The organism is Variovorax sp. F042, from assembly GCF_057814215.1.
Map to the genome: position 1 here is coordinate 67,181 of NZ_JBVASX010000006.1, position 18,190 is coordinate 85,370.

Below are 18,190 nucleotides of genomic sequence, written 5' to 3' on the forward strand. Positions count from 1 at the left end.
GTGGCGTCGTCCGTTCGTTCAGTAGCTGGCGATGGGTACCGGGGCCGCGTTCTTGAACGTGAACACGGTGATGGGCGCCTGCTTCATGTTGCCCTTGTCGTCGTAGGCATAGGTTGCGGCCACGCCCTTGTACGTTGCCTTGTAGAGCTCCGCGCCCACCTTGTCTGGGTCGATGGAATTGGCCTTCTTCATCGACTCGCCGATGAACAGCACCTGGTCGTAGTACGAAGCTGCGTAGGCATCAGGGTCGGCGTTGAAGCGCTTCTTGAATTTTTCCTTGAACGCCGGGCCGCTCTGCGCCTTCTCGAGGATGGAGCCGCCTTGCGCGCAGAACACCAGGTCGTTGACCGCATCGCCGCCGAGCTTGCCGGTGGCGGGGCTGCACACGGTGTCGCCGCCCAGCAGCTTGCCGGGCACGGCCAGCTGCTTCATCTGGCGTGCCATGGGCGCGGCCTGCGGTGCATAGCCGCCGAAGAAGATGGCCTCTGGCGCCTTGGCCTTCATGTTGGTCAGGATGGCAGTGAAGTCCACGGCCTTGTCGGTAGTGAACTCCTGGCCGACCACGGTCAGGCCCTGCTTCTTCGCTTCCTTGGTGAACTCTTCGGCGAGGCCCTGGCCGAAGGCGGTGCGGTCGTCGATCACGCCGACCTTGGTCACCTTCAGCACCTTGGCCGCATACACGGCCATGCTGGAGCCGATCTGGTTGTCGCTCGCGATGATGCGGTAGAGGTTCTTGTAGCCGCCCTGCGTCACCTTCGGGTTGGTGCCCACGGTGGAGACCATGGTGCCGCCTTCGCTGTAGATGCGCGAAGCCGGGATGGCCACGCCGGAGCAGTACGGGCCCATGACGTACTTGACGCCGTCGTCCACGAACTTCTGCGCGACGCTCACGCCGGTCTTGGCGTCGCACTGGTCGTCTTCCGACACCATCTCGAACTTCAGCGTCTTGCCGCCGACGACGAGCTTCTTCGCGTTGAGCTCCTCGACGGCGAGGCGCACGCCGTTTTCATTGTCCTTGCCCGCGAAGGCATTGGGGCCCGACAGCGGACCGCTGTGGCCGATCTTGACCACCTGCTCCTGTGCGTACGCCTGGCCTGCAAGGGCGAGGGCCACGAGGCTTAGAAACGGAACCATGCCTGCTTTTGTCTTCATGCTTCTTCCTAGGTTGGGGACGATGAAAAGGACGTTCGTTGTGTGCGATTACATGACCGACTGGTACTGAGTGGGCCGCGTCGCGAGCGCCTTCTTGACGATGGCTTCGATGAAGGCGCGCTCCTCGCCGATGAGCGGCAGGCGCGGACGGCGCATGTGCTCGCTGCCCACGCCCACCAGCACGTCGATGAGCTTGAGGTTCTGCACCAGCTTGGTCGACACGTCGAGATGCAGCATCGGCGTCATCCACTGGTAGAGCTTGAGCGCTTCGGCAAACTTGCCGGCCTTCATCAGGTCGTACAGCGCCACGGTCTCGCGCGGGAAGGCGCAGCCTACGCCGGCCAACAGGCCGTCGCAGCCGAGCGCCAGGCCTTCGTAGGCGAGGTCGTCCACGCCCAGGAACAGCTGGTAGCGGTCGCCCACGGTGTTGCGCAGGTCGGTGATGCGGCGGATGTCGTCCGTGCTTTCCTTGATGGCCGCGATCCATTCGCAGTCGGCCAACTCGACCATGTGCTCGGGCTTCAGGTCGACGCGGTAGGCCACCGGGTTGTTGTAGACCATGATGGGTTTTTGCGCCGCGTTGGCGATGGTGCGCACATTGAGCATCGCCTCGCGCGCGTCGGCCACGTAGATCACCGAGGGCATCACCATGAAGCCGGCCACGCCGAGCTTGTTGGCGCCGTCCACGTAGCGCAGCGCTTCGCGCGTGCTGGTCTCGGACACATTGGCCAGCACGGGAATGCGGCCGTCGGCGGCTTCGAGCGCGATCTTCGCGACCTGCAGCTTTTCTTCCAGCGTCAGCGTGCTGGCTTCGCCGAGCGAGCCGCAGGTGACGAGGCCGTGGATGCCGTTGCGGATCTGGAAGTCGATGTGACGGGCCGTGCCCTCGGCATCGATGCTCTCGTCGGCGTGGAACTTGGTGGTGACGGCGGGGAAGATGCCTTGCCAGCGGGGATTGCTCACTTGATCGCTCCTTGTGGATGTGCGGTGGTGTCGAAGCGTCGCACTTTAAATATATTAAGGATATATGGTCAAGATATCTTTGCGGCATGCGCTCTTCCGCGCCCGGTTTTTCTGTGATATCCGGGAGCGGAGGCGGGGTCGCGCTACTTGCGGCCGTCCGCGGGGCGCAGCAGGCCCCGCTTGAGCGTCACCGGCTTGCCGATGGGCGGCGCGGTCTTCGTCTCGACCGTGCGCAGCGTGCCGTTGTCCATGCGCACGCCCACCTCGTAGACCGTGACCGTGCGCACGTGCTTCTCGATCTCGTTGCCCGCGAAGCCGCCGCCCACCGCACCCAGCACGGTGGTCGCGACACGCCCATTGCCATGGCCGAACTGGTTGCCGACGAGGCCACCCACCACGCCGCCGGCCACGGCCCCCACGCCCGAGGTGTTCTGGATGCGCTTCTGAACCGGGCGAACCGATTCGACACGACCGCAGACCGCGCAGGGCGGCGGGGCGGGAGGCGCGGCAGCGACCTGTGGTGCATTCATCACGCCTGGCGCCGGTCCGGGCTCGATAGCCAGGGCTGGCATGGGAGCGGGCATCGGCGCAGCCGCCCTCGCTTGTGGCGCCGGGCCTGCCGCCGTGGGCGGCACTGCGGGCGCTGGCGGCATGGCTTCAGGCTTGAAATCGTCCGGTGCGGCGGGTGATGCTGCGGCAACGACTGGCGGCGGAACACTCGCACTCGCGACCGGCTCCTGCCGGTGAAGCAACACGCCGCCAAGCGCCACCACGGCCACGCTCAATGCGCCGATCACGGCCCACAGCGCCTTGGGCGACTTGCCCGCCGGCTGGCCCGGAGGCGGGTTGAATGGCGACGTCGGATCCATGAAAAGCCCCTTTTACGGTCCGAAGCGGAATGCCCCGAAACCCATCAGGAAGCATGAACGCGGGCGGCGCGTTGTCAATTGACCGGCGTCCTACACAGCGATGTCGGCCACACCTGAGAGGAACCGTTCGGCCTCGCTTCGCATGCCCCGCGAGATGGACTCCCAGGTCCATGCAGGGAAATCCGACGGCAACAGGGCCTCGACCTCGCTCAGTGCGTCCTCCACCGACGCCGCCATGTCCAGCATGGCGTTCCAGACGTCGATGCCACCGTTCTTCATGGCCAACCCATGCCAATGGCGAGCCTGGATGGTGTGAAAGACATAGTGCGCATTCTTGGATCGGATGGCCATGGCCAGACCCGCCTTGCGCGGCTGGAACTGATTGGGCCCGTTGCCGAAGTACGGCCACATCGAAATGATGTCGTAGAGCGGCGTCATCTCGTAGGCGTCGCCGCGCAGGAGGTGAATCGAGAAGTTCTTGGCATGGCCATCGGTGGCGGCGAGCAGAAAGAAGGCCAATTGCGCGAGCAGGAACCGGGCGCCGTCATCCACGCTCCCGCTGCCTTGCAGAAGCTGCAGGCACTTGCTCATGCCGGGGCCGCCGTGCTGCTCGTACTTCCTGTCGGACGGCAGGCCCATGGCCTGGCAAAAGTCTTCCTGCGGCAGGCGCGCGATCCAGGCGCCACCGTCCATCCACTCGCGGTCGAACCGCTCCACGACCAGGACCGTCTGCCCGCCGAAAGTGGCCATGGACGTCGGTGCCACTTGCAGGCCGAGTGCCTCGACGATCTGTGCGCACAGCCATTCGTTTTGCACCGAGTCCGAGGCGTCCACGCGCTTGGAGCCGCCGATCAATCCCAGCGGCAGCTTGATGATGTGCGTGGTGGGCGTGGCGCCATGCGGCCGGCACCATTCGCCGTTCCAGAAAGTCAGGGCGGTCTTCTCCTGCGCACCGGCAAGGGAAATGCGAAACAGGTCTTCGTCGCGCATGCCTTCCGGGGTGTCTTCGGACGGAACGGCTTGCAGCAGCGCGGAGATCTGCTCTTCGTCCAGGGGCTCGCAGTTCACGGCATTCCAGCGTTCCGGCGCGGCGCCTTCGGGCAGCAATTGCACGGCCCCGACGCAGTCGCGGCCGATGGCTTCGAGCAGGTCGAAAGTCTTGGCGTCCTTGAGCTTGAAGCGATTGCGCAGGCGCGCGCGAACCCTGTCGTTGTCGGGCAGCAGATTGTCGAAGTAGTTGCGGACCACCTCGCCGCGGACTTCGAGCGTGCCGGTGAGCGGAATCGACAACGACAGCGAGCGCCGCCGGGGCGATTCGAGCCATCGTGGGTCGTACCGGAAGGTGTGGACGCCGTGGTCGACGGACCAGGTGCCAACGGGCTCCCCGTTCATCCACGCGCCGAGCGCTTGCGTCACCAGGACTCCTTCTTCGGCCGGACGACGAAGCTCCGGCGAGACGTCGGCTTGATGTCCTTGCCGGGATTCAGCTCCTGAAGCGCACGAAGCGATGTGCCTGGAGCGCTCGATTGCCCGGAAGGCAGGCGGACCAGCACCGATTGATCGCTCATCCTCTTGGCGATCCATCCCTCCGGAAGGTTCACGGCATCGTCCGGCAGCGAGTCGCGCTCCCCGGGATGCTGCTGCGCGGCGTCCGCGATGGGACTTGGGGACGTCCCGTCCTGCAGGGAAAAGGATGCCCCCAACGCCGCCATCAACTTCATCAGTTGCTCGAAGCTGACCGCCCCGGGATTCGCTTCGATCTCCGCGATCCGGGCCTGGCTGACACCGACCAGCGCGCCTGCCTGCGCCTGCGTCAGGCCGCGCTTCTTCCGCAGTGCCTTGAGGTGCGGCCGCAGCTGGTCGACGAAACGAAGGGGATAGTCCATCGCCGACCAGAATATCGGCTATAGCTTATTTTGTCAAAATATCAGCTTTGGGATATTTTCGTAAATTACAAGCCCTGTCTTGTTTTTCCCCGAAACAAGGCCTGGCCGTTATTCGATCACCGCCTCAGTCGATCTTCGCCCCGGAAGCCTTCACCACAACCCCCATCGCATCCCAATCCGAACGCAGCAGCTTCTGGAATTCCTCCGCACTCTGGCTGCGCGGCTCCACACCCAGCCGCTTGAAGCGTTCCTGGATCGCCGGGTCGGCCAGCACCTTGTTGGCTGCGGCGTTCAGGCGCTCGACCTCCGCCTTGGGCGTGGCGGCCGGCGCAAGCAGACCGATCCACGAATCGAAGGCGTAACCCGGCAATCCGCTCTCGGCCACCGTCGGCAGCTTCGGCAGGAAGGGGCTGCGCGACTGGCCGGTGGAAGCCAGCAGTTTCATGCGCGCGTCGTCCTGGAAGCCGATCACGCCGATGCTCGACGAGATCACCGCCTGCACGCGGCCCGCGAGCACCTCGTTGACAGCCTCGCCGGTCGACTTGGTCGGGATGTGCGTCATCTGCAGCCCCGCCTTCGCGAGAAACGACGCCATCGCGAGGTGCGTAGCGCTGCCGTTGCCGGCCGAGGCGTAGTTGTACTTGCCGGGGTTGGCCTTGACCTCCTTGATGAAGTCGGCCGTGCTCGACACATTCATGCCGCTGGCCACCGCCAGCACATAGCCCGCATTGCCGACGTTGGCCACGCCGACGAAATCCTTCAGCGGGTCATAGCTCAGCTTGTTGTAGAGAAAGCCCGCGATGTTGTGGCTCGCGGCCGCCAGGATCAGCGTGTTGCCGTCGGCCGGCGCGCGCGCCACCAGGGCCGCGCCCACGGTGCCACCCGCGCCCGCGCGGTTCTCGACGATGGCACTGGCATTCAGCGCCGCGCCCAGCTCGTTGTTGAAGGCGCGCGCCACCGTGTCCTGCACCGCGCCGGTGGCGAAGGGCACGACGATGTGGATCACGCGCTGCTGCGCATGCGCCGGTGCAACGGCACAGAGCACCGCCGCGGCTGCGAGCGCGGTCAATGAACGTCGGGTGAGCGGGGTGGAGGTCATCTGGGTGGCCACTTCTTTCTTCGTCATCGTCGACAGTGAAAAATTCAAACGCCCGACGGCAGCCAGCGCTGCACCAGCTTCACGAAGTAGCTGGCACCGATCGGGATGATCTCGTCGTTGAAATCGAACGAGGTGTTGTGGATGATGCAAGGGCCGGGCCCGTGGCCGTCCAGCCGGTGGTCGCCGTCACCATTGCCCAGGAAGGCATAGCAGCCGGGCCGTGCGAGCAGCATGTGCGCGAAGTCTTCGGCGCCCATCACGGCAGGGAAGTTGTCGGTCACCATGTCGTCGCCCACCACCTCGCGCATCACGCCGGCGGCAAAACGCGCCTCGGCCGGGTGGTTCACGGTCGGCGGCGACGAGCGGTTGAAATACACCTCGGCCGTGCAGCCATGCGCCGCCGCCACGCCCGCGGCCACCTCGCGCAGGCGGGCCTCGATCTTGTCGATGGCCTCGATGGAGAAGGTGCGGATGGTGCCGCCCACCGTCGCCACGTCGGGAATCACGTTCGGCGCATCGGAGCCCTGCAGCTGCGTGACCGCGAGCAGCGCACGCTCGGTGCTCGGAATGGTGCGCGCCACGATGGTCTGCAGCTGCTGCGCGAGCGTGACCACCGCCGCCACCGGGTCGATGCCCGTGTGCGGCATCGAGGCGTGCGTGCCGCGCCCGTGCACGGTGATCTTGTACGTGTTGCTCGACGCCATCAGCGCGCCTTCGTTGAGCGCGAAGCGCCCCACGTCGCCCACCGGAAAATTGTGCAGCCCGAAGACCGCGTCGCACGGAAAGCGCTCGAACAGCCCCTCGTCGATCATCTTCTTGGCACCCGCCTTGCCCATCTCCTCGGCGGGCTGGAAGATGAAATGCACCGTGCCGTCGAAGTCGTCCGGCCCCTGCTGCGACAGGTGCCATGCGGCGGCCAGCAACATCGTCGTGTGGCCGTCGTGGCCGCAGGCGTGCATGCGGCCGGGGTTGGTCGACTTGTGGGCGAACTCGTTGGCTTCGTGCAATGGCAGCGCGTCCATGTCGGCGCGCAGGCCGATGGTGCGCGAACCCGTGCCCTTGCGCAGCACGCCGACGAGTCCCGTGCCGGCGATGCCTCGGTGCACCTCGATGCCCCATCCGGTCAGCAGGTTCGCGACCTTCTCGGAAGTGCGATGCTCTTCGAAACCGAGTTCGGGGTGGGCGTGGATGTCGCGTCGGATCTCGACGAAACGGGCGGCGTTGGCGAGGAAGGAATCGGCGATGTTCATGGCGGCAAGGGCGCTGTCGTGGGAGGCGGACGATTCTGGCGCAAGGCGGCGTTTGCCGCCATGGCAATGGGTCAAAGCCCGGCCAGCACTTCGTCCAGCGTGTCGATCAGCAGGTCGGCATTGGCTTCGGAGAAAACCAGCGGCGGGCGGATCTTCAGCGTGTTGGCATGCTCGCCGGTAGCGCTCAGCAGCACCTGCCGCTCGCGCAGGCCGTTGACGACGCGCACGGTCTCGGCCGTGGCGGGCGTGCGCGCGCGACGGTCCGTCACGAGTTCCAGGCCCACGAACAGGCCCGCGCCGCGCACGTCGCCGATCAACTCGTGGCGCTCGGCAAGCTTCGAGAGCCCCGAGCGCAGATGGCGGCCGACGCGCTGCGCATTGGCCATCAGGCCTTCGCGCTCGATCACGTCGAGCACGGCCATGCCGGCGGCCATCGACACCGGATTGCCGCCGAAGGTGTTGAAGTAGCGGCACTCGCGGCCGAACGCGGCCAGCACATCGGGGCGCACCGCCAGCCCGGCCAGCGGGTGGCCGTTGCCCAGCGGCTTGCCCATGGTCACGATGTCGGGCACCAGGCCGTCGTGGCGCATGAAGCCCCAGAAGGCATCGCCGGTGCGGCCCAGGCCCGGCTGCACTTCGTCGGCGATGAAGATGCCGCCGGCTTCGCGGATCGCCGCCACCGCCTCAGTGAGAAAGCCCGCCGGGTCGGTGAAGATGCCGTCGCTCGAGAACACCGTGTCGACCATCAACGCGGCAGGCCGAATGCCATGAGCCTGCAGGTCGGCAATCGCTGCACGCACACCGGCCGCAAACGCCGCGCCCTGCTCCCCGGCCGGCACGCGATAGCTGTCCGGCGCCGGCACGGTGCGCACCGCACGGCCAAGCTGCACGAAGCGCCCGAGCGAAGGCGAGGCCTGCGCGATCGACTCGGTCACGCCGTGGTACGCGAAGCGCGTGACGATCAGCCCTTCGGCCTTGGTGTGGGCCTTGGCGATGCGCATCGCGAGGTCGTTGGCCTCGCTGCCGGTGCAGGTGAACATCGCGTGGCCGAGTTCGCGCGGCATGGTGGCGAGCAAGCGCTCGGCGTAGTCGAGCACGCCCTCGTGCAGGTAGCGCGTGTGGGTGTTGAGCACGCCGGCCTGCCGCGCGATGGCCTCCACCACGTGTGGGTGGCAATGCCCCACCGACGCGACGTTGTTGTACGCATCGAGATAGCGCTTGCCGTCGGCGTCGTCGAGCCACACGCCCTCGCCGCACACCGGATGCAGCGGCGCTTCGTAGAACAGGCGGTAGGCCGGGCCGAGCAGCCGCGCGCGGCGCTCCAGGAGCGATTCTTCAGGCATTTGCGTGACTCTGGTTCATGCCGCAGGCGCGCCGGAAGGCGGTGCTTGCGGCTTCGTTGCCGATGCGGTCGCAGGCCTGCAGGCGGGCCCACGAAAGTGCGTTGTTGCGCAGCAGGTAGGCCGCGTTGTCGGGGTGGCGCGCAGCGCGCCAGCCGCTGATGGCCACCACCATCACGAGCCGCGCGGTGATCAGCGTGAACAGCACGTCGACCTCCTCGCGCGTCAGCGGAAGCACGGCGTGGTACGCGGCGATGAAGGGCACGATGCCGGCCAGCGCATCGCCCGCCGGATCGAGCTGGTAGGCCGCGGCCACTGCGAGGTCGTCGATCAGCGGCGCGCGCACCATGTCGCCGAAATCGAGGATGCCGGCAATGCGGTCGGTGTCGGCGGGGTCGACCAGCACGTTGTAGATGTTGAAGTCGTTGTGAATGGGCTGCGTGCGCAGGCCCGCCAGCACGGGCTTCGCATCGCGCTCGAAGCGGTCGAGCGAGCGCCCGGCCAGCGCGCGCCGCTGCGGATCGCCGATGTGCGCGAGCAGGCCGCGCACGCTGTCGGCGCGCTGGATGTCCCAGGGCAGCGCGAGCGCGCCGGCCGGATGGTCGAAGTCGCGCAGCGCGAGGTCGAGCCGGGCCAGCATGCGCGCCAGGTTCAGTTGCTGCGCGGCGGTGCGCGGCGCTTCGGGCAAGGGCAAGCCCGGCAGATAGCTGAAGAGCCGAGCCACGCGCGGCAGGCCGTCGCCCGGATCGCACAGCAGCGAGGGCTGGCCCTCGCGCGTGGGCACGATGCGCTGCACAGGCAGCCCCGCGTCGGCCGCCGCGATGTGCAGCAGCGCCTGGGTCTGGAAGTCCGCCACCAGCGGTGTTTCGCTCGGGTGGGAGATCTTCAGCATGAAGCGCTCGCCGGTCAGCGCCGATTCGAGGCGGTAGTTGCGGTCGCGCTCGCCGGTCAGCGGCCGCATCTCGCCCTCGATGCCGTAATGGCGCAGCGCGAACGCGCGCACCCATTCGGCGTCGAGTTCGGGCGAGCCTTCGCTCAGGACTTCCGCATCGTCGAACCCGTCCGCTGCCGTCATGCGGCGCCCGCGAAGCCGCGCAGCGCGCTGGCGAGGTTGGGGCCCAGGTCGTCGGAGAGGTAGCCGCCCTCCTGCACCAGCACGGTCGGCAAGCCCAGGTGCGCGATCTCGGCGAGCAGCTGCGCGAAGCCCAGCGTGGTGATCTTCATGCCCTTGTAGGGATCGCGCTCGTGCGTGTCCAGTCCGAGTGCCACCACCAGCGCGCCGGGCGCGAAGGCGCGAATGCTCTCGCAGGCATCGCGCAACGCAGGCAGGTAGCCATCGATGTCGGTGCCCAGCGCGAGCGGCTTGTTGATGTTGTAGCCCAGGCCCGCGCCTTCGCCGCGCTCGTGCGCGTAGCCAGTGAAGAAGGGTGTGAAGTTGCGCGGATCGCCGTGCAGCGAAATCGTCAGCACGTCGGCGCGGCGGTAGAAGATGCCCTGCGTGCCGTTGCCATGGTGCACGTCGATGTCGAGGATCGCCACGCGCTCGTGCGCCGCGCGCAGCTGCTGCGCGGCGATGGCGGTGTTGTTCAGGTAGCAGAAGCCGTTGGCCCGGTCTGCATACGCGTGGTGGCCCGGCGGGCGGCACAGCGCATAGGCTGCGCGCTCGCCCTGCAGCACCAGTTGTGCCGCATGGGTGGCCACGTGGGCCGAGCCCACGGCCGCAGCCCAGGTGTGCGGGCCGATGGAGCAGGCGTTGTCGCCCATGTGGTAGCCGGCCTGCCCGACCACGCTCTCCGGGTAGGTACAGGGCTCTCCCGGAAAGGGATGGATGTTGGGCATGACCTCGTCGGAGGGGTCGTCGAGCAGGCGCCAGCGCGCATAGGCCGTCTCGAGGAACCGCAGGTACTCGGGCGTGTGGATCGCGGCGCGCGGGCCGGCACCGAAGTCTTCGCCCGCGATGACCTCGTGGCCGTCATGTTCGACCGCCGACAGCAGGCGGAAGGCGCGCTCGGGCTGCTCGTTGCTGCGCTTCAGGCGCCCGCGCACCATGAAGAGCTGCGGGTCGTGGTCCTTGTGGGCGTCGCTGTAGACGATCTTCATCGCGCGGGTCCTTGCGTCGGGGTAGGTGGAGAAACCGTGCCGTGCTGCTTCACGAACAGCGCGCGCACCTGCTGCCACGCGTCGTCGAGGTGCTCGCGCATGGCCAGGCGCGATGCATCGACGTCGCGGCTCATCAGCGCATCGACGATCGGGTAGTGCGTGTTGGCCATGGTCTCGGGGTCGTGGTAGACCGCGTCGATGAGCGCAATGATCATCTGCATCTCGGTCTGCGTGTTCGAGAAGATGCGGTGCAGGTGCGCGTTGCCCGAGAGCTCGCAGATCAGCGTGTGAAAGGCCAGGTCGGTCGCGATGCGCACGTGCTGCGGCTGCGTGGGCGCCTCGCGCACCATGCCGTCGACCAGCGTGCGCAGGCGCTGCAGCCCGGCGTCGTCGGCCTTGCGGCAGGCCAGTTCGACGGATGTCATCTCGAGGCTGATGCGCACTTCGAACAGGTCGTCGATCTCCTGGACGCTGATGGTGCGCACCGCGAAGCCGTGGCGCGGCCGCGCGACCAGCACGCCCTGCCGTTCGAGCCGGCGCGCGGCCTCGCGCACCGGAGCGCGGCTCACGCCCATGCGGCGTGCGATCTCGGCCTCGACGATGCGGCTGCCGGGCGCCAGGCGCCCCTCGACGATCGCGCGCGTCAGCTGCGCTTCGACCAGCCCGACGAGGTCTTGCGCCTCGACGGACTCGAAGCCGGCGCTGTCGGCAGTGGAAGAAGAAAAAGCCATGGTGTTTGTCTCGTCATGTGAGAGGGATCGGGTTCTTATTCTTGATCGGCCGCCGCGCCAGGTACACGCCCGCCGCCATGATCAGCGCAATGCCCGCCATCGCCAGCGCATCGGGCGGCCTGTGAAACCAGAAGGTGCTGAAGGCCACCGCGAGCAGCAGCTGAAAGTAGTTGAGCGGCGCCAGCGTCGCGGCCTCGACGCGCTCGAAGGCGGCCAGCAGCAGCCATTGCGCGAGCCCGCTGCACGCGCCGCCCGCAAGCAGCAGCAACACCGCACCGGCGGCGGGCCGCTCGGCCGGCAGGAAGAAGGGCGCCGGCACGGCCGTCACCACCAGGCACACGATCGCCGTGTACGCGTACTGCACCGGGCTTTCAACGAGCCCCGCGAGGCGGCGCGTGAGCAGCTGGAAGATCGCATAGCAGACGGCCGACACCGCCATCAGCACCGTGCCCACCCAGGGCAGGTTGCCGCCGGGCCGCACGATCAGCAGCATGCCGGCAAAGCCCACGCTCACCGCCACCCAGCGGCTGCGCTGCACCTGTTCGCCGACCAGCCAGGGCGACAGCGCCACCATGAGCAGCGGCGCGGTGAAGTAGATCGCGGTGGCCTCTGCCAGCGGCATCCAGATCAGCGCCGTCATGAAGCAGGTGGCCACCGTCGCGAGCATCGTGCCGCGCAACAGCAGCAGCTTTTTCTGCGGCGCGCGCCAGATGCGCAGGTCGCCATGGCGCAGCAGCATGGCAAAGGCGATGCAGATCACCGACAGGTAGCGCATCAGGTTGATGAACGGCGCCGGGTAGAACTGCAGCATGTGCTTGCAGAAGGCGTCGTAGCTCGCAAAGGCCATCAGCGCGCAGAAGAACAGCGCAACGCCGGTGCTCCTGGAGCCCGGCGGTCGCAGCAGCACTGCGGCGTTCGCTGTGTTCACGCCAGCGAAGCCTCGAAGCGGGCCATCGCGCGGTCGAAGCGTTCGAACATCTCGTCGATCTGCGCGGGCGTGATGATCAGCGGCGGGCAGAAGGCCACGGCATCGCCCATGGCGCGCACGATCAGGCCTTCCTGCAACGCAAGCTCGGCCAGCCGCGCGCCGGCCTTCATCGCCGGATCGAACGGCGTGCGAGTGGCCGGGTCGGCTGCGAGTTCGATCGCGCCGATCAGCCCCACGCCGCGCACCTCACCCACATGCGGATGGCCGGCATAGCGGCGCAGGCCAGCCTGGAACTGTGGCGCCAGCGACTGCACATGCGCGAGCACCTTTTCCTCTTCGTAGATGCGCAGCGTTTCGAGCGCCACCGCGGCGGTCACCGGATGGCCCGAGTAGGTGAAGCCGTGGCCGAAGGTGCCGATCTTTCCGCTGTTGGCGGCCACGGCCACATGCACCTGCTCGGACACCATGACGGCCGAGATCGGCACATAGCCCGACGACAGCGCCTTGGCGGCCGTGAGGATGTCGGGCCGCAGGCCGAAGGTGGTGGAGCCGAACATCTCGCCGGTGCGGCAGAAGCCGCAGATCACCTCGTCGGCGATCAGCAGCACCTCGTACTTGCGCAGCACGGCCTGCACCTTCTCGAAGTAGGTGGCCGGCGGCACCAGCACGCCGCCCGCGCCCATCACAGGCTCGGCGATGAAGGCGCCCACGGTGTCGGGCCCTTCGGCCAGGATGCGCTGCTCCAGCGCATCGGCCAGCCGCGTGGCGAAGGCTTCTTCGGTTTCGCCGGGTTCGGCATAGCGGTAGTGGTGCGGGCAGTCGACGTGCAGGATGCGGTCGATCGGCAGGTCGAAGTCGCGGTGGTTGGGAACAAGCCCGCTCAGGCTGGCCGCCGCCACGGTGACGCCGTGGTACGCATTGCGGCGCGCGATGATCTTCTTCTTGGCCGGCTTGCCGATGGCGTTGTGGTAGTACCAAACGAGCTTGACGGCCGTGTCGTTCGCCTCCGAACCCGAGTTGGCGAAGAACACCTTGGACATGGGCACCGGCGCCATCGCAATCAGCTTCTCGGCCAGCGCGATGGCGGCTGCGTTCGAGCGGTGGTTGAAGGTGTGATAGCAGGGCAGCGTGTGCAGCGCCTCGCTGCCGGCCTTGGCCAGGCGCGCGTTGCTGAAGCCCAGCGAGACGCACCACAGGCCCGACATGGCCTCCAGATAGCGGCGGCCCTGGTCGTCCTGCACGTAGATGCCGTCGCCGCGCTCGATCACGAGCGGATCGACCTGCGGATGCGCCGCGAGGTTGGTGAAGGGGTGCAGATGGGCCGCGATATCGTTCGCCGCGCGCTCGGCGTGTGCCGATTGCAGGGCGGCGTTGGGAATCGATGCGTTCATGGGGCCTGCTCCGTTTTTCTTGCTTGAATTGCGATAGAGAAGAAAACCTCGCGGCTCAGTAGCCCCGGTCGAGGTCGACGGCCGTGTGGGGCCGCTCGCCGCGCTGCACGAGCGCGAGGTTGTGAAGTGTCTGCCGCGCGATCACAGAGGTGTCGGTGCGGGTGGCGATGTGTGGCGTGACCAGGATGCGCGGGTCGCCCCAGAAGGGGTGGTCGGCCGGCAGCGGCTCCTGTGTGAAGGCGTCGAGCGTGGCGGCAGAGAGCTGGCCGAGGTCCAGCGCGTGCAGCAGGTCGGCTTCGACCAGATGCGCGCCACGCCCTACATTGACCAGGTGCGCGCCACGCGGCAGCCGCGCGAACAGGTCCGCGTCCAGAAAGCCCTGCGTCTGCGGCGTGAGCGGCAGCAGGCACACCAGCGTGTCGCAGCCCGAGAGGAATTCGTCGAGCTGCGCATCGCCGTGAAAGCCCGTGACACCGGCCGGCAGTTCGGCCTTGGCGCTGCGGCTCCAGCCGCGCACCGCATAGCCGATGGCGGCCAGCGCCTCGGCACAGGCCAGCCCCAGGGCGCCGAGCCCCGCGATGCCGACACGATGGCGCCCGGGCGGGCTCATCGGTTGCTCTTCCCACACGCGCCGGGCCGCGCTCGCAAGGTAGGCGGGCATCTGCCGCTGATGCTGGATCACGGCCCAGCACACGTATGCCTTCATGCCCGCGGCCATCTCCGGATCGACGATGCGGCACAGCGGCAGCGCGCGCGGCAGCCGGGGGTCGGCCGTGATGTGGTCGACGCCCGCTGCCAGCGACTGCACCAGCTGCAGCTGCGGCAGGCTCGCAAGCAGGCCATGCGGCGGAAACCAGCAGACGGCCGCATCGATCTGGTCGAGCGGGCCGAGGTCGGACCCAAGGCGCAAATCGATGTCGGGGCAATGCTCGCGAAAAGCGGGCGCCAGGTAGTGCATGTCGAGCACATCGCTCAGGAGCGCAACGCAAGGCATCAGGCCACCTTCGCGGACATGTCGGCCTGCGGCGCAAGGCGCGGCACTGCGTCGATCAGCTTGCGCGTGTAGGCGTGCTGCGGATCGTTGAGCACCTTCTGCGTCTCGCCGTACTCCACGACTTCGCCGCGCTGCATCACCGCGATGCGGTCGCACATCTGCCCGGCCACGCGCAGGTCGTGCGTGATGAACACCATCGCGAGCTGGAACTGCGCGCGCACCTGCGCGAAGAGCTCCAGCACCTGCGCCTGCACCGACACATCGAGCGCCGACACGGGTTCGTCGGCCACCAGCAGCTCGGGCTGCATCGCGAGCGCGCGGGCAATGCCGATGCGCTGGCGCTGCCCGCCCGAGAACTCGTGCGGATAGCGCTGCGCCGCGTCGGCGCCCAGGCCCACGAGCTGCAGCAGCTCCATGGCACGCGCCATTGCCTCGGCCTTGCTCACGCCCTGCGCGATGGGTCCACCCGCGATGGCCGCGCCCACGCGGTGGCGCGGGTTGAGCGATGCATATGGGTCCTGGAACACCATCTGGATCTTGCCGGCCGCCGCGCTGCGAAAGTTGCGGCCCTGCGCGAGATTACGGCCCTTGAAGATGATGCGGCCGCTGTCGAAGGGCGCGAGCCCCACCAGGCAGCGCCCGACGCTCGACTTGCCCGAGCCCGATTCGCCCACGAGACCCAGCGTTTCGCCGCGGTGCAGCTCGAAGCTGATGTCCTTTGCCGCCTGCACCGCACGGCCGCGCTTGAACAGGCCGCCGCTCGAACGGTAGGTCTTGCACAGGTCCTGCACCTGCAGCACGCGCGTGAGGTCGTCGTGCGGCACGGTCTGCGCCTGGCCGTCGGGAATGGCGGCGATGAGCTTGCGCGTGTAGGGATGCTGCGGCGCGCCGAGCACCTGCGCGGCCGGGCCGCTCTCGACCACGTGGCCGGTCTGCATGACCACCACGTGGTCGGCGATTTCGCTGACCACGCCGAAGTCGTGCGTGATGAAGAGCACCGCCGTGCCGCGGCGCTGCTGCAGCTCGCGTATCAGCGCGAGGATCTGCGCCTGGGTGGTCACGTCGAGCGCGGTGGTGGGCTCGTCGGCGATCAGCAGCACGGGCTCCAGCACCAGCGCGCAGGCGATCATCACGCGCTGGCGCTGGCCGCCCGAGAGGCGGAAGGGATAGGCGTCGATCAGCAGCTCGGGGTCGGGCAGGCCCACGTCGGCCAGCGCCGCGAGGATGCGGCGTCGCTTCTCGGCCGCGGGCACGCTGCCGTGCGCGTCGAACACTTCGCCGATCTGCTCGCCGATGCGCATCACCGGGTTCAGCGCGGTCATCGGCTCCTGGAACACCATGCCGATGCGCCGGCCGCGCAGCTCGCGCATCTGCGGCTCGGTGAGCTGCAGCAGGTCGTGGCCCTCGAACATGATGCGGCCCGCCACCGGCGCCACGTGCGGGCGCGGCAACAGGCCCATGACGGCGTTGGCGATCATCGACTTGCCCGAGCCGGACTCGCCGACCACGCACAGCGTCTGGCCCGGCAGCACGGAGAGCGTGGCGCCCTCGACGGCCAGCGCGCGGTCGGCGCCCGAGGGCAGCGAGATGCTCAGGTCGACGATGTCGAGCACGGGGTGCAGGGGTTTCATGGGCGTCACGGTGGCGTTCATTTCTTACTTGCCCCTTCCGTGCAGCCGGGTGTTGAGGCCGTCGCTCAGGCCTTCGCCCACGAGGTTGAGCGCAAGCACCGTCAGCACGATGGCCAGCCCCGGGAACAGCGCCATCCACCAGGCCTGGCGCAGCACGGTGCGCGCGGCGCCGACCATGTAGCCCCAGCTCATCTGGTTCGGATCGCCCAGGCCCAGAAAGCTGAGGCTGCTTTCGAGCAGGATGGCCGTGGCCACCATCAGCGAGGCCATCACGATGATGGGCGACATGGCGTTGGGCAATATCTGCGTGAGGATGATGCGCGGCGTCGACTGCCCCGCGAGCAGCGCGGCCTGCACGAAGTCGCGCTGGCGCAGCGTGAGAAACTCGCTGCGCACGAGGCGCGCCACCGGCGGCCACGAAACGATGGCAATGGCCACGACGATGGACTTGATCGAAGGCTCGAAGATCGCCACCAGCACGATGGCCAGCGCGAAGCTCGGCACCGCCTGGAACAGCTCGGTGAAGCGCATCAGCGCCGCATCGATCCAGCCGCCGAAGTAGCCCGCGATTGCGCCGAAGGTAACGCCGATCAGCAGCGCCACGATGGTCGACACCACGCCGATCAACAGCGAAATGCGCGCGCCGTAGACCAGGCCCGCGAGGATGTCGCGACCGAGCGTGTCGGTGCCCAGCAGGAAGCCGGGCTCGGTCCAGGGGCGCACGAAGGGCTGCTCGACCATGGCCCACGGGTCGTTGGTGGCGAGCCACGGCCCGAGCAGTGCAACGGCTGCCACGATCAGCAACACGACCATGCCGGCCACGGCGCCCTTGTTGCGGCAAAAGCGCCGCCAGAAATCGCTTTGCATCGTCGTCGTCATGTCAGCTCGATCCGCGGATCGACCAGGGTGTAGACCAGGTCGGTGATGAGATTGAAGAGCACTGCCATCGCCGCCGTCACCAGGAAGGCGCCGAGCAGCAGGCTGTAGTCGCGCTGCAGCAGCGCGTCGAACATCAGGCGGCCGATGCCGGGCCAGGCGAACACGGTCTCGGTGAGCACGGCGCCGCCGATCATTCCGCCGGCCTGGATGCCCGCCAGCGTGACCACCGGCAGCAGCGCGTTGCGCAGCACGTGCGCGCGCAGGATGCGGCCGGGCTTCACACCCTTGGCGCGCGCGGTCTTCACGAAGTCCATCTGCGCCACCTCGAGCATCGCGGCGCGCGTCATGCGTGCGTAAACGGCCATGTAGAACAGCGCGAGCGTGAGCGCCGGCAGCACCAGGTGCTTGGCGACGTCGAGCGCCAGCGCGAAGCCGGTGTGGCCCGAGCCCACGGTCATGAGGCCGAAGCCCGGCAGCCATTCGAGCTGCACCGTGAACACCAGCACCGCCATCAGCGCGAGCCAGTACAGCGGCGTGGCATAGAACAGCAGCGCCACCACGGTGATGGCGCTGTCGACCCACGTGCCCGCGCGCCGCGCCGACAGCGCCCCCAGCGTGATGCCGAAGAGCAGCGAGAGCGCGAAGGCCGTGCCGGTGAGCAGCAGCGTGGCGGGCAGCCGGTCCATGATGAGCTTCAGCACCGGCTGCTGCTGGCGGTACGAGTAGCCGAGGTCGAGCCGCACCACCTTGCCGACGTAGGTGGCGAGCTGCGTCGACAGCGGCTGGTCGAGCCCGAACTGCGCGCGCAGCTGCGCCACGAACTGCGGATCGGACGCGCCGGCCTCGCCGGCCAGCACCGACACCGGATCGCCCGGCGCGGCGCGCACCAGCATGAAGTTGACCGTCGCAATCAGCAGGATCGCCACCAGGCCCTGCAGCACGCGGGTCAACATGAACTGCGTACGTTTCATTCGGTC

The 18,190-nt window shown here is 67.8% G+C and carries 17 protein-coding genes; all 17 read right to left on the reverse strand.

What is annotated here, in order from left to right; translation table 11 throughout:
- Window positions 1-18 precede the first annotated feature (18 nt).
- The 17 genes from ACZYSP_RS19840 to ACZYSP_RS19920 all read right to left on the reverse strand — a co-directional run bounded on the left by ACZYSP_RS19840 (window position 19) and on the right by ACZYSP_RS19920 (window position 18,184).
- Window positions 19-1,152: a branched-chain amino acid ABC transporter substrate-binding protein gene (locus ACZYSP_RS19840; RefSeq protein WP_093055138.1), complete on the reverse strand. Its 1,134-nt coding sequence runs from the start codon at window positions 1,150-1,152 to the stop codon at window positions 19-21.
- Between the two features lie 48 nt (window positions 1,153-1,200).
- A complete protein-coding gene (locus ACZYSP_RS19845; protein WP_093076340.1) occupies window positions 1,201-2,115 on the reverse strand; it encodes a dihydrodipicolinate synthase family protein in 915 nt (304 codons plus the stop codon).
- 143 nt (window positions 2,116-2,258) lie between these two features.
- Complete coding sequence (locus tag ACZYSP_RS19850; RefSeq protein ID WP_489016071.1) at window positions 2,259-2,984, reverse strand: outer membrane lipoprotein; 726 nt, start codon at window positions 2,982-2,984, stop codon at window positions 2,259-2,261.
- A 90-nt stretch (window positions 2,985-3,074) separates the two neighbouring features.
- Window positions 3,075-4,403, reverse strand: a complete 1,329-nt coding sequence (locus tag ACZYSP_RS19855) for a type II toxin-antitoxin system HipA family toxin (RefSeq protein ID WP_489016380.1) — start codon at window positions 4,401-4,403, stop codon at window positions 3,075-3,077.
- On the reverse strand, window positions 4,397-4,870 hold the full coding sequence (locus ACZYSP_RS19860; protein WP_489016073.1) for a helix-turn-helix domain-containing protein: 474 nt from the start codon (window positions 4,868-4,870) through the stop codon (window positions 4,397-4,399). The genes ACZYSP_RS19855 and ACZYSP_RS19860 overlap by 7 nt, the downstream gene beginning before the upstream one ends.
- 124 nt (window positions 4,871-4,994) lie before the next feature.
- Entirely contained in the window at window positions 4,995-5,996 is a 1,002-nt protein-coding gene (locus ACZYSP_RS19865; protein ID WP_093055128.1) for a tripartite tricarboxylate transporter substrate-binding protein, read from the reverse strand.
- Between the two features lie 17 nt (window positions 5,997-6,013).
- Complete coding sequence (locus tag ACZYSP_RS19870; protein ID WP_489016076.1) at window positions 6,014-7,219, reverse strand: M20 aminoacylase family protein; 1,206 nt, start codon at window positions 7,217-7,219, stop codon at window positions 6,014-6,016.
- Between the two features lie 71 nt (window positions 7,220-7,290).
- On the reverse strand, window positions 7,291-8,562 hold the full coding sequence (locus tag ACZYSP_RS19875) for an aspartate aminotransferase family protein (protein WP_489016078.1): 1,272 nt from the start codon (window positions 8,560-8,562) through the stop codon (window positions 7,291-7,293).
- Window positions 8,555-9,634 (reverse strand): phosphotransferase, encoded by a 1,080-nt coding sequence (locus tag ACZYSP_RS19880; RefSeq protein ID WP_489016080.1) that lies wholly within the window; start codon window positions 9,632-9,634, stop codon window positions 8,555-8,557. Before ACZYSP_RS19880 ends, ACZYSP_RS19875 begins: the two co-directional genes overlap by 8 nt.
- A complete protein-coding gene (locus ACZYSP_RS19885; RefSeq protein WP_489016082.1) occupies window positions 9,631-10,659 on the reverse strand; it encodes a histone deacetylase family protein in 1,029 nt (342 codons plus the stop codon). Before ACZYSP_RS19885 ends, ACZYSP_RS19880 begins: the two co-directional genes overlap by 4 nt.
- Window positions 10,656-11,390, reverse strand: coding sequence for a GntR family transcriptional regulator (locus ACZYSP_RS19890; RefSeq protein ID WP_489016084.1), 735 nt, complete (start codon window positions 11,388-11,390; stop codon window positions 10,656-10,658). The genes ACZYSP_RS19885 and ACZYSP_RS19890 overlap by 4 nt, the downstream gene beginning before the upstream one ends.
- A 13-nt stretch (window positions 11,391-11,403) precedes the next feature.
- The gene (locus ACZYSP_RS19895; protein WP_093076351.1) at window positions 11,404-12,318 is read right to left on the reverse strand and encodes a DMT family transporter; all 915 of its coding nucleotides are present in this window, start codon (window positions 12,316-12,318) and stop codon (window positions 11,404-11,406) included.
- The gene (locus ACZYSP_RS19900; protein WP_489016086.1) at window positions 12,315-13,709 is read right to left on the reverse strand and encodes an aspartate aminotransferase family protein; all 1,395 of its coding nucleotides are present in this window, start codon (window positions 13,707-13,709) and stop codon (window positions 12,315-12,317) included. Before ACZYSP_RS19900 ends, ACZYSP_RS19895 begins: the two co-directional genes overlap by 4 nt.
- Before the next feature lie 55 nt (window positions 13,710-13,764).
- Window positions 13,765-14,703 (reverse strand): 2-hydroxyacid dehydrogenase, encoded by a 939-nt coding sequence (locus ACZYSP_RS19905; RefSeq protein WP_489016089.1) that lies wholly within the window; start codon window positions 14,701-14,703, stop codon window positions 13,765-13,767.
- Window positions 14,703-16,355: an ABC transporter ATP-binding protein gene (locus ACZYSP_RS19910; protein ID WP_093174531.1), complete on the reverse strand. Its 1,653-nt coding sequence runs from the start codon at window positions 16,353-16,355 to the stop codon at window positions 14,703-14,705. Before ACZYSP_RS19910 ends, ACZYSP_RS19905 begins: the two co-directional genes overlap by 1 nt.
- Before the next feature lie 3 nt (window positions 16,356-16,358).
- On the reverse strand, window positions 16,359-17,213 hold the full coding sequence (locus ACZYSP_RS19915; RefSeq protein WP_489016091.1) for an ABC transporter permease: 855 nt from the start codon (window positions 17,211-17,213) through the stop codon (window positions 16,359-16,361).
- The gene (locus ACZYSP_RS19920) at window positions 17,210-18,184 is read right to left on the reverse strand and encodes an ABC transporter permease (protein WP_093076361.1); all 975 of its coding nucleotides are present in this window, start codon (window positions 18,182-18,184) and stop codon (window positions 17,210-17,212) included. The genes ACZYSP_RS19915 and ACZYSP_RS19920 overlap by 4 nt, the downstream gene beginning before the upstream one ends.
- Window positions 18,185-18,190 lie beyond the last annotated feature (6 nt).

Coding starts and splice junctions, on each gene's coding strand:
- ACZYSP_RS19840 (WP_093055138.1), bottom strand. CDS start 1,152: ATGAAGACAAAAGCAGGCATGGTTCCGTTTCTAAGCCTCGTGGCCCTC.
- ACZYSP_RS19850 (WP_489016071.1), bottom strand. CDS start 2,984: ATGGATCCGACGTCGCCATTCAACCCGCCTCCGGGCCAGCCGGCGGGC.
- ACZYSP_RS19860 (WP_489016073.1), bottom strand. CDS start 4,870: ATGGACTATCCCCTTCGTTTCGTCGACCAGCTGCGGCCGCACCTCAAG.
- ACZYSP_RS19865 (WP_093055128.1), bottom strand. CDS start 5,996: ATGACGAAGAAAGAAGTGGCCACCCAGATGACCTCCACCCCGCTCACC.
- ACZYSP_RS19870 (WP_489016076.1), bottom strand. CDS start 7,219: ATGAACATCGCCGATTCCTTCCTCGCCAACGCCGCCCGTTTCGTCGAG.
- ACZYSP_RS19875 (WP_489016078.1), bottom strand. CDS start 8,562: ATGCCTGAAGAATCGCTCCTGGAGCGCCGCGCGCGGCTGCTCGGCCCG.
- ACZYSP_RS19880 (WP_489016080.1), bottom strand. CDS start 9,634: ATGACGGCAGCGGACGGGTTCGACGATGCGGAAGTCCTGAGCGAAGGC.
- ACZYSP_RS19885 (WP_489016082.1), bottom strand. CDS start 10,659: ATGAAGATCGTCTACAGCGACGCCCACAAGGACCACGACCCGCAGCTC.
- ACZYSP_RS19890 (WP_489016084.1), bottom strand. CDS start 11,390: ATGGCTTTTTCTTCTTCCACTGCCGACAGCGCCGGCTTCGAGTCCGTC.
- ACZYSP_RS19900 (WP_489016086.1), bottom strand. CDS start 13,709: ATGAACGCATCGATTCCCAACGCCGCCCTGCAATCGGCACACGCCGAG.
- ACZYSP_RS19905 (WP_489016089.1), bottom strand. CDS start 14,703: ATGCCTTGCGTTGCGCTCCTGAGCGATGTGCTCGACATGCACTACCTG.
- ACZYSP_RS19910 (WP_093174531.1), bottom strand. CDS start 16,355: ATGAACGCCACCGTGACGCCCATGAAACCCCTGCACCCCGTGCTCGAC.
- ACZYSP_RS19915 (WP_489016091.1), bottom strand. CDS start 17,213: ATGACGACGACGATGCAAAGCGATTTCTGGCGGCGCTTTTGCCGCAAC.
- ACZYSP_RS19920 (WP_093076361.1), bottom strand. CDS start 18,184: ATGAAACGTACGCAGTTCATGTTGACCCGCGTGCTGCAGGGCCTGGTG.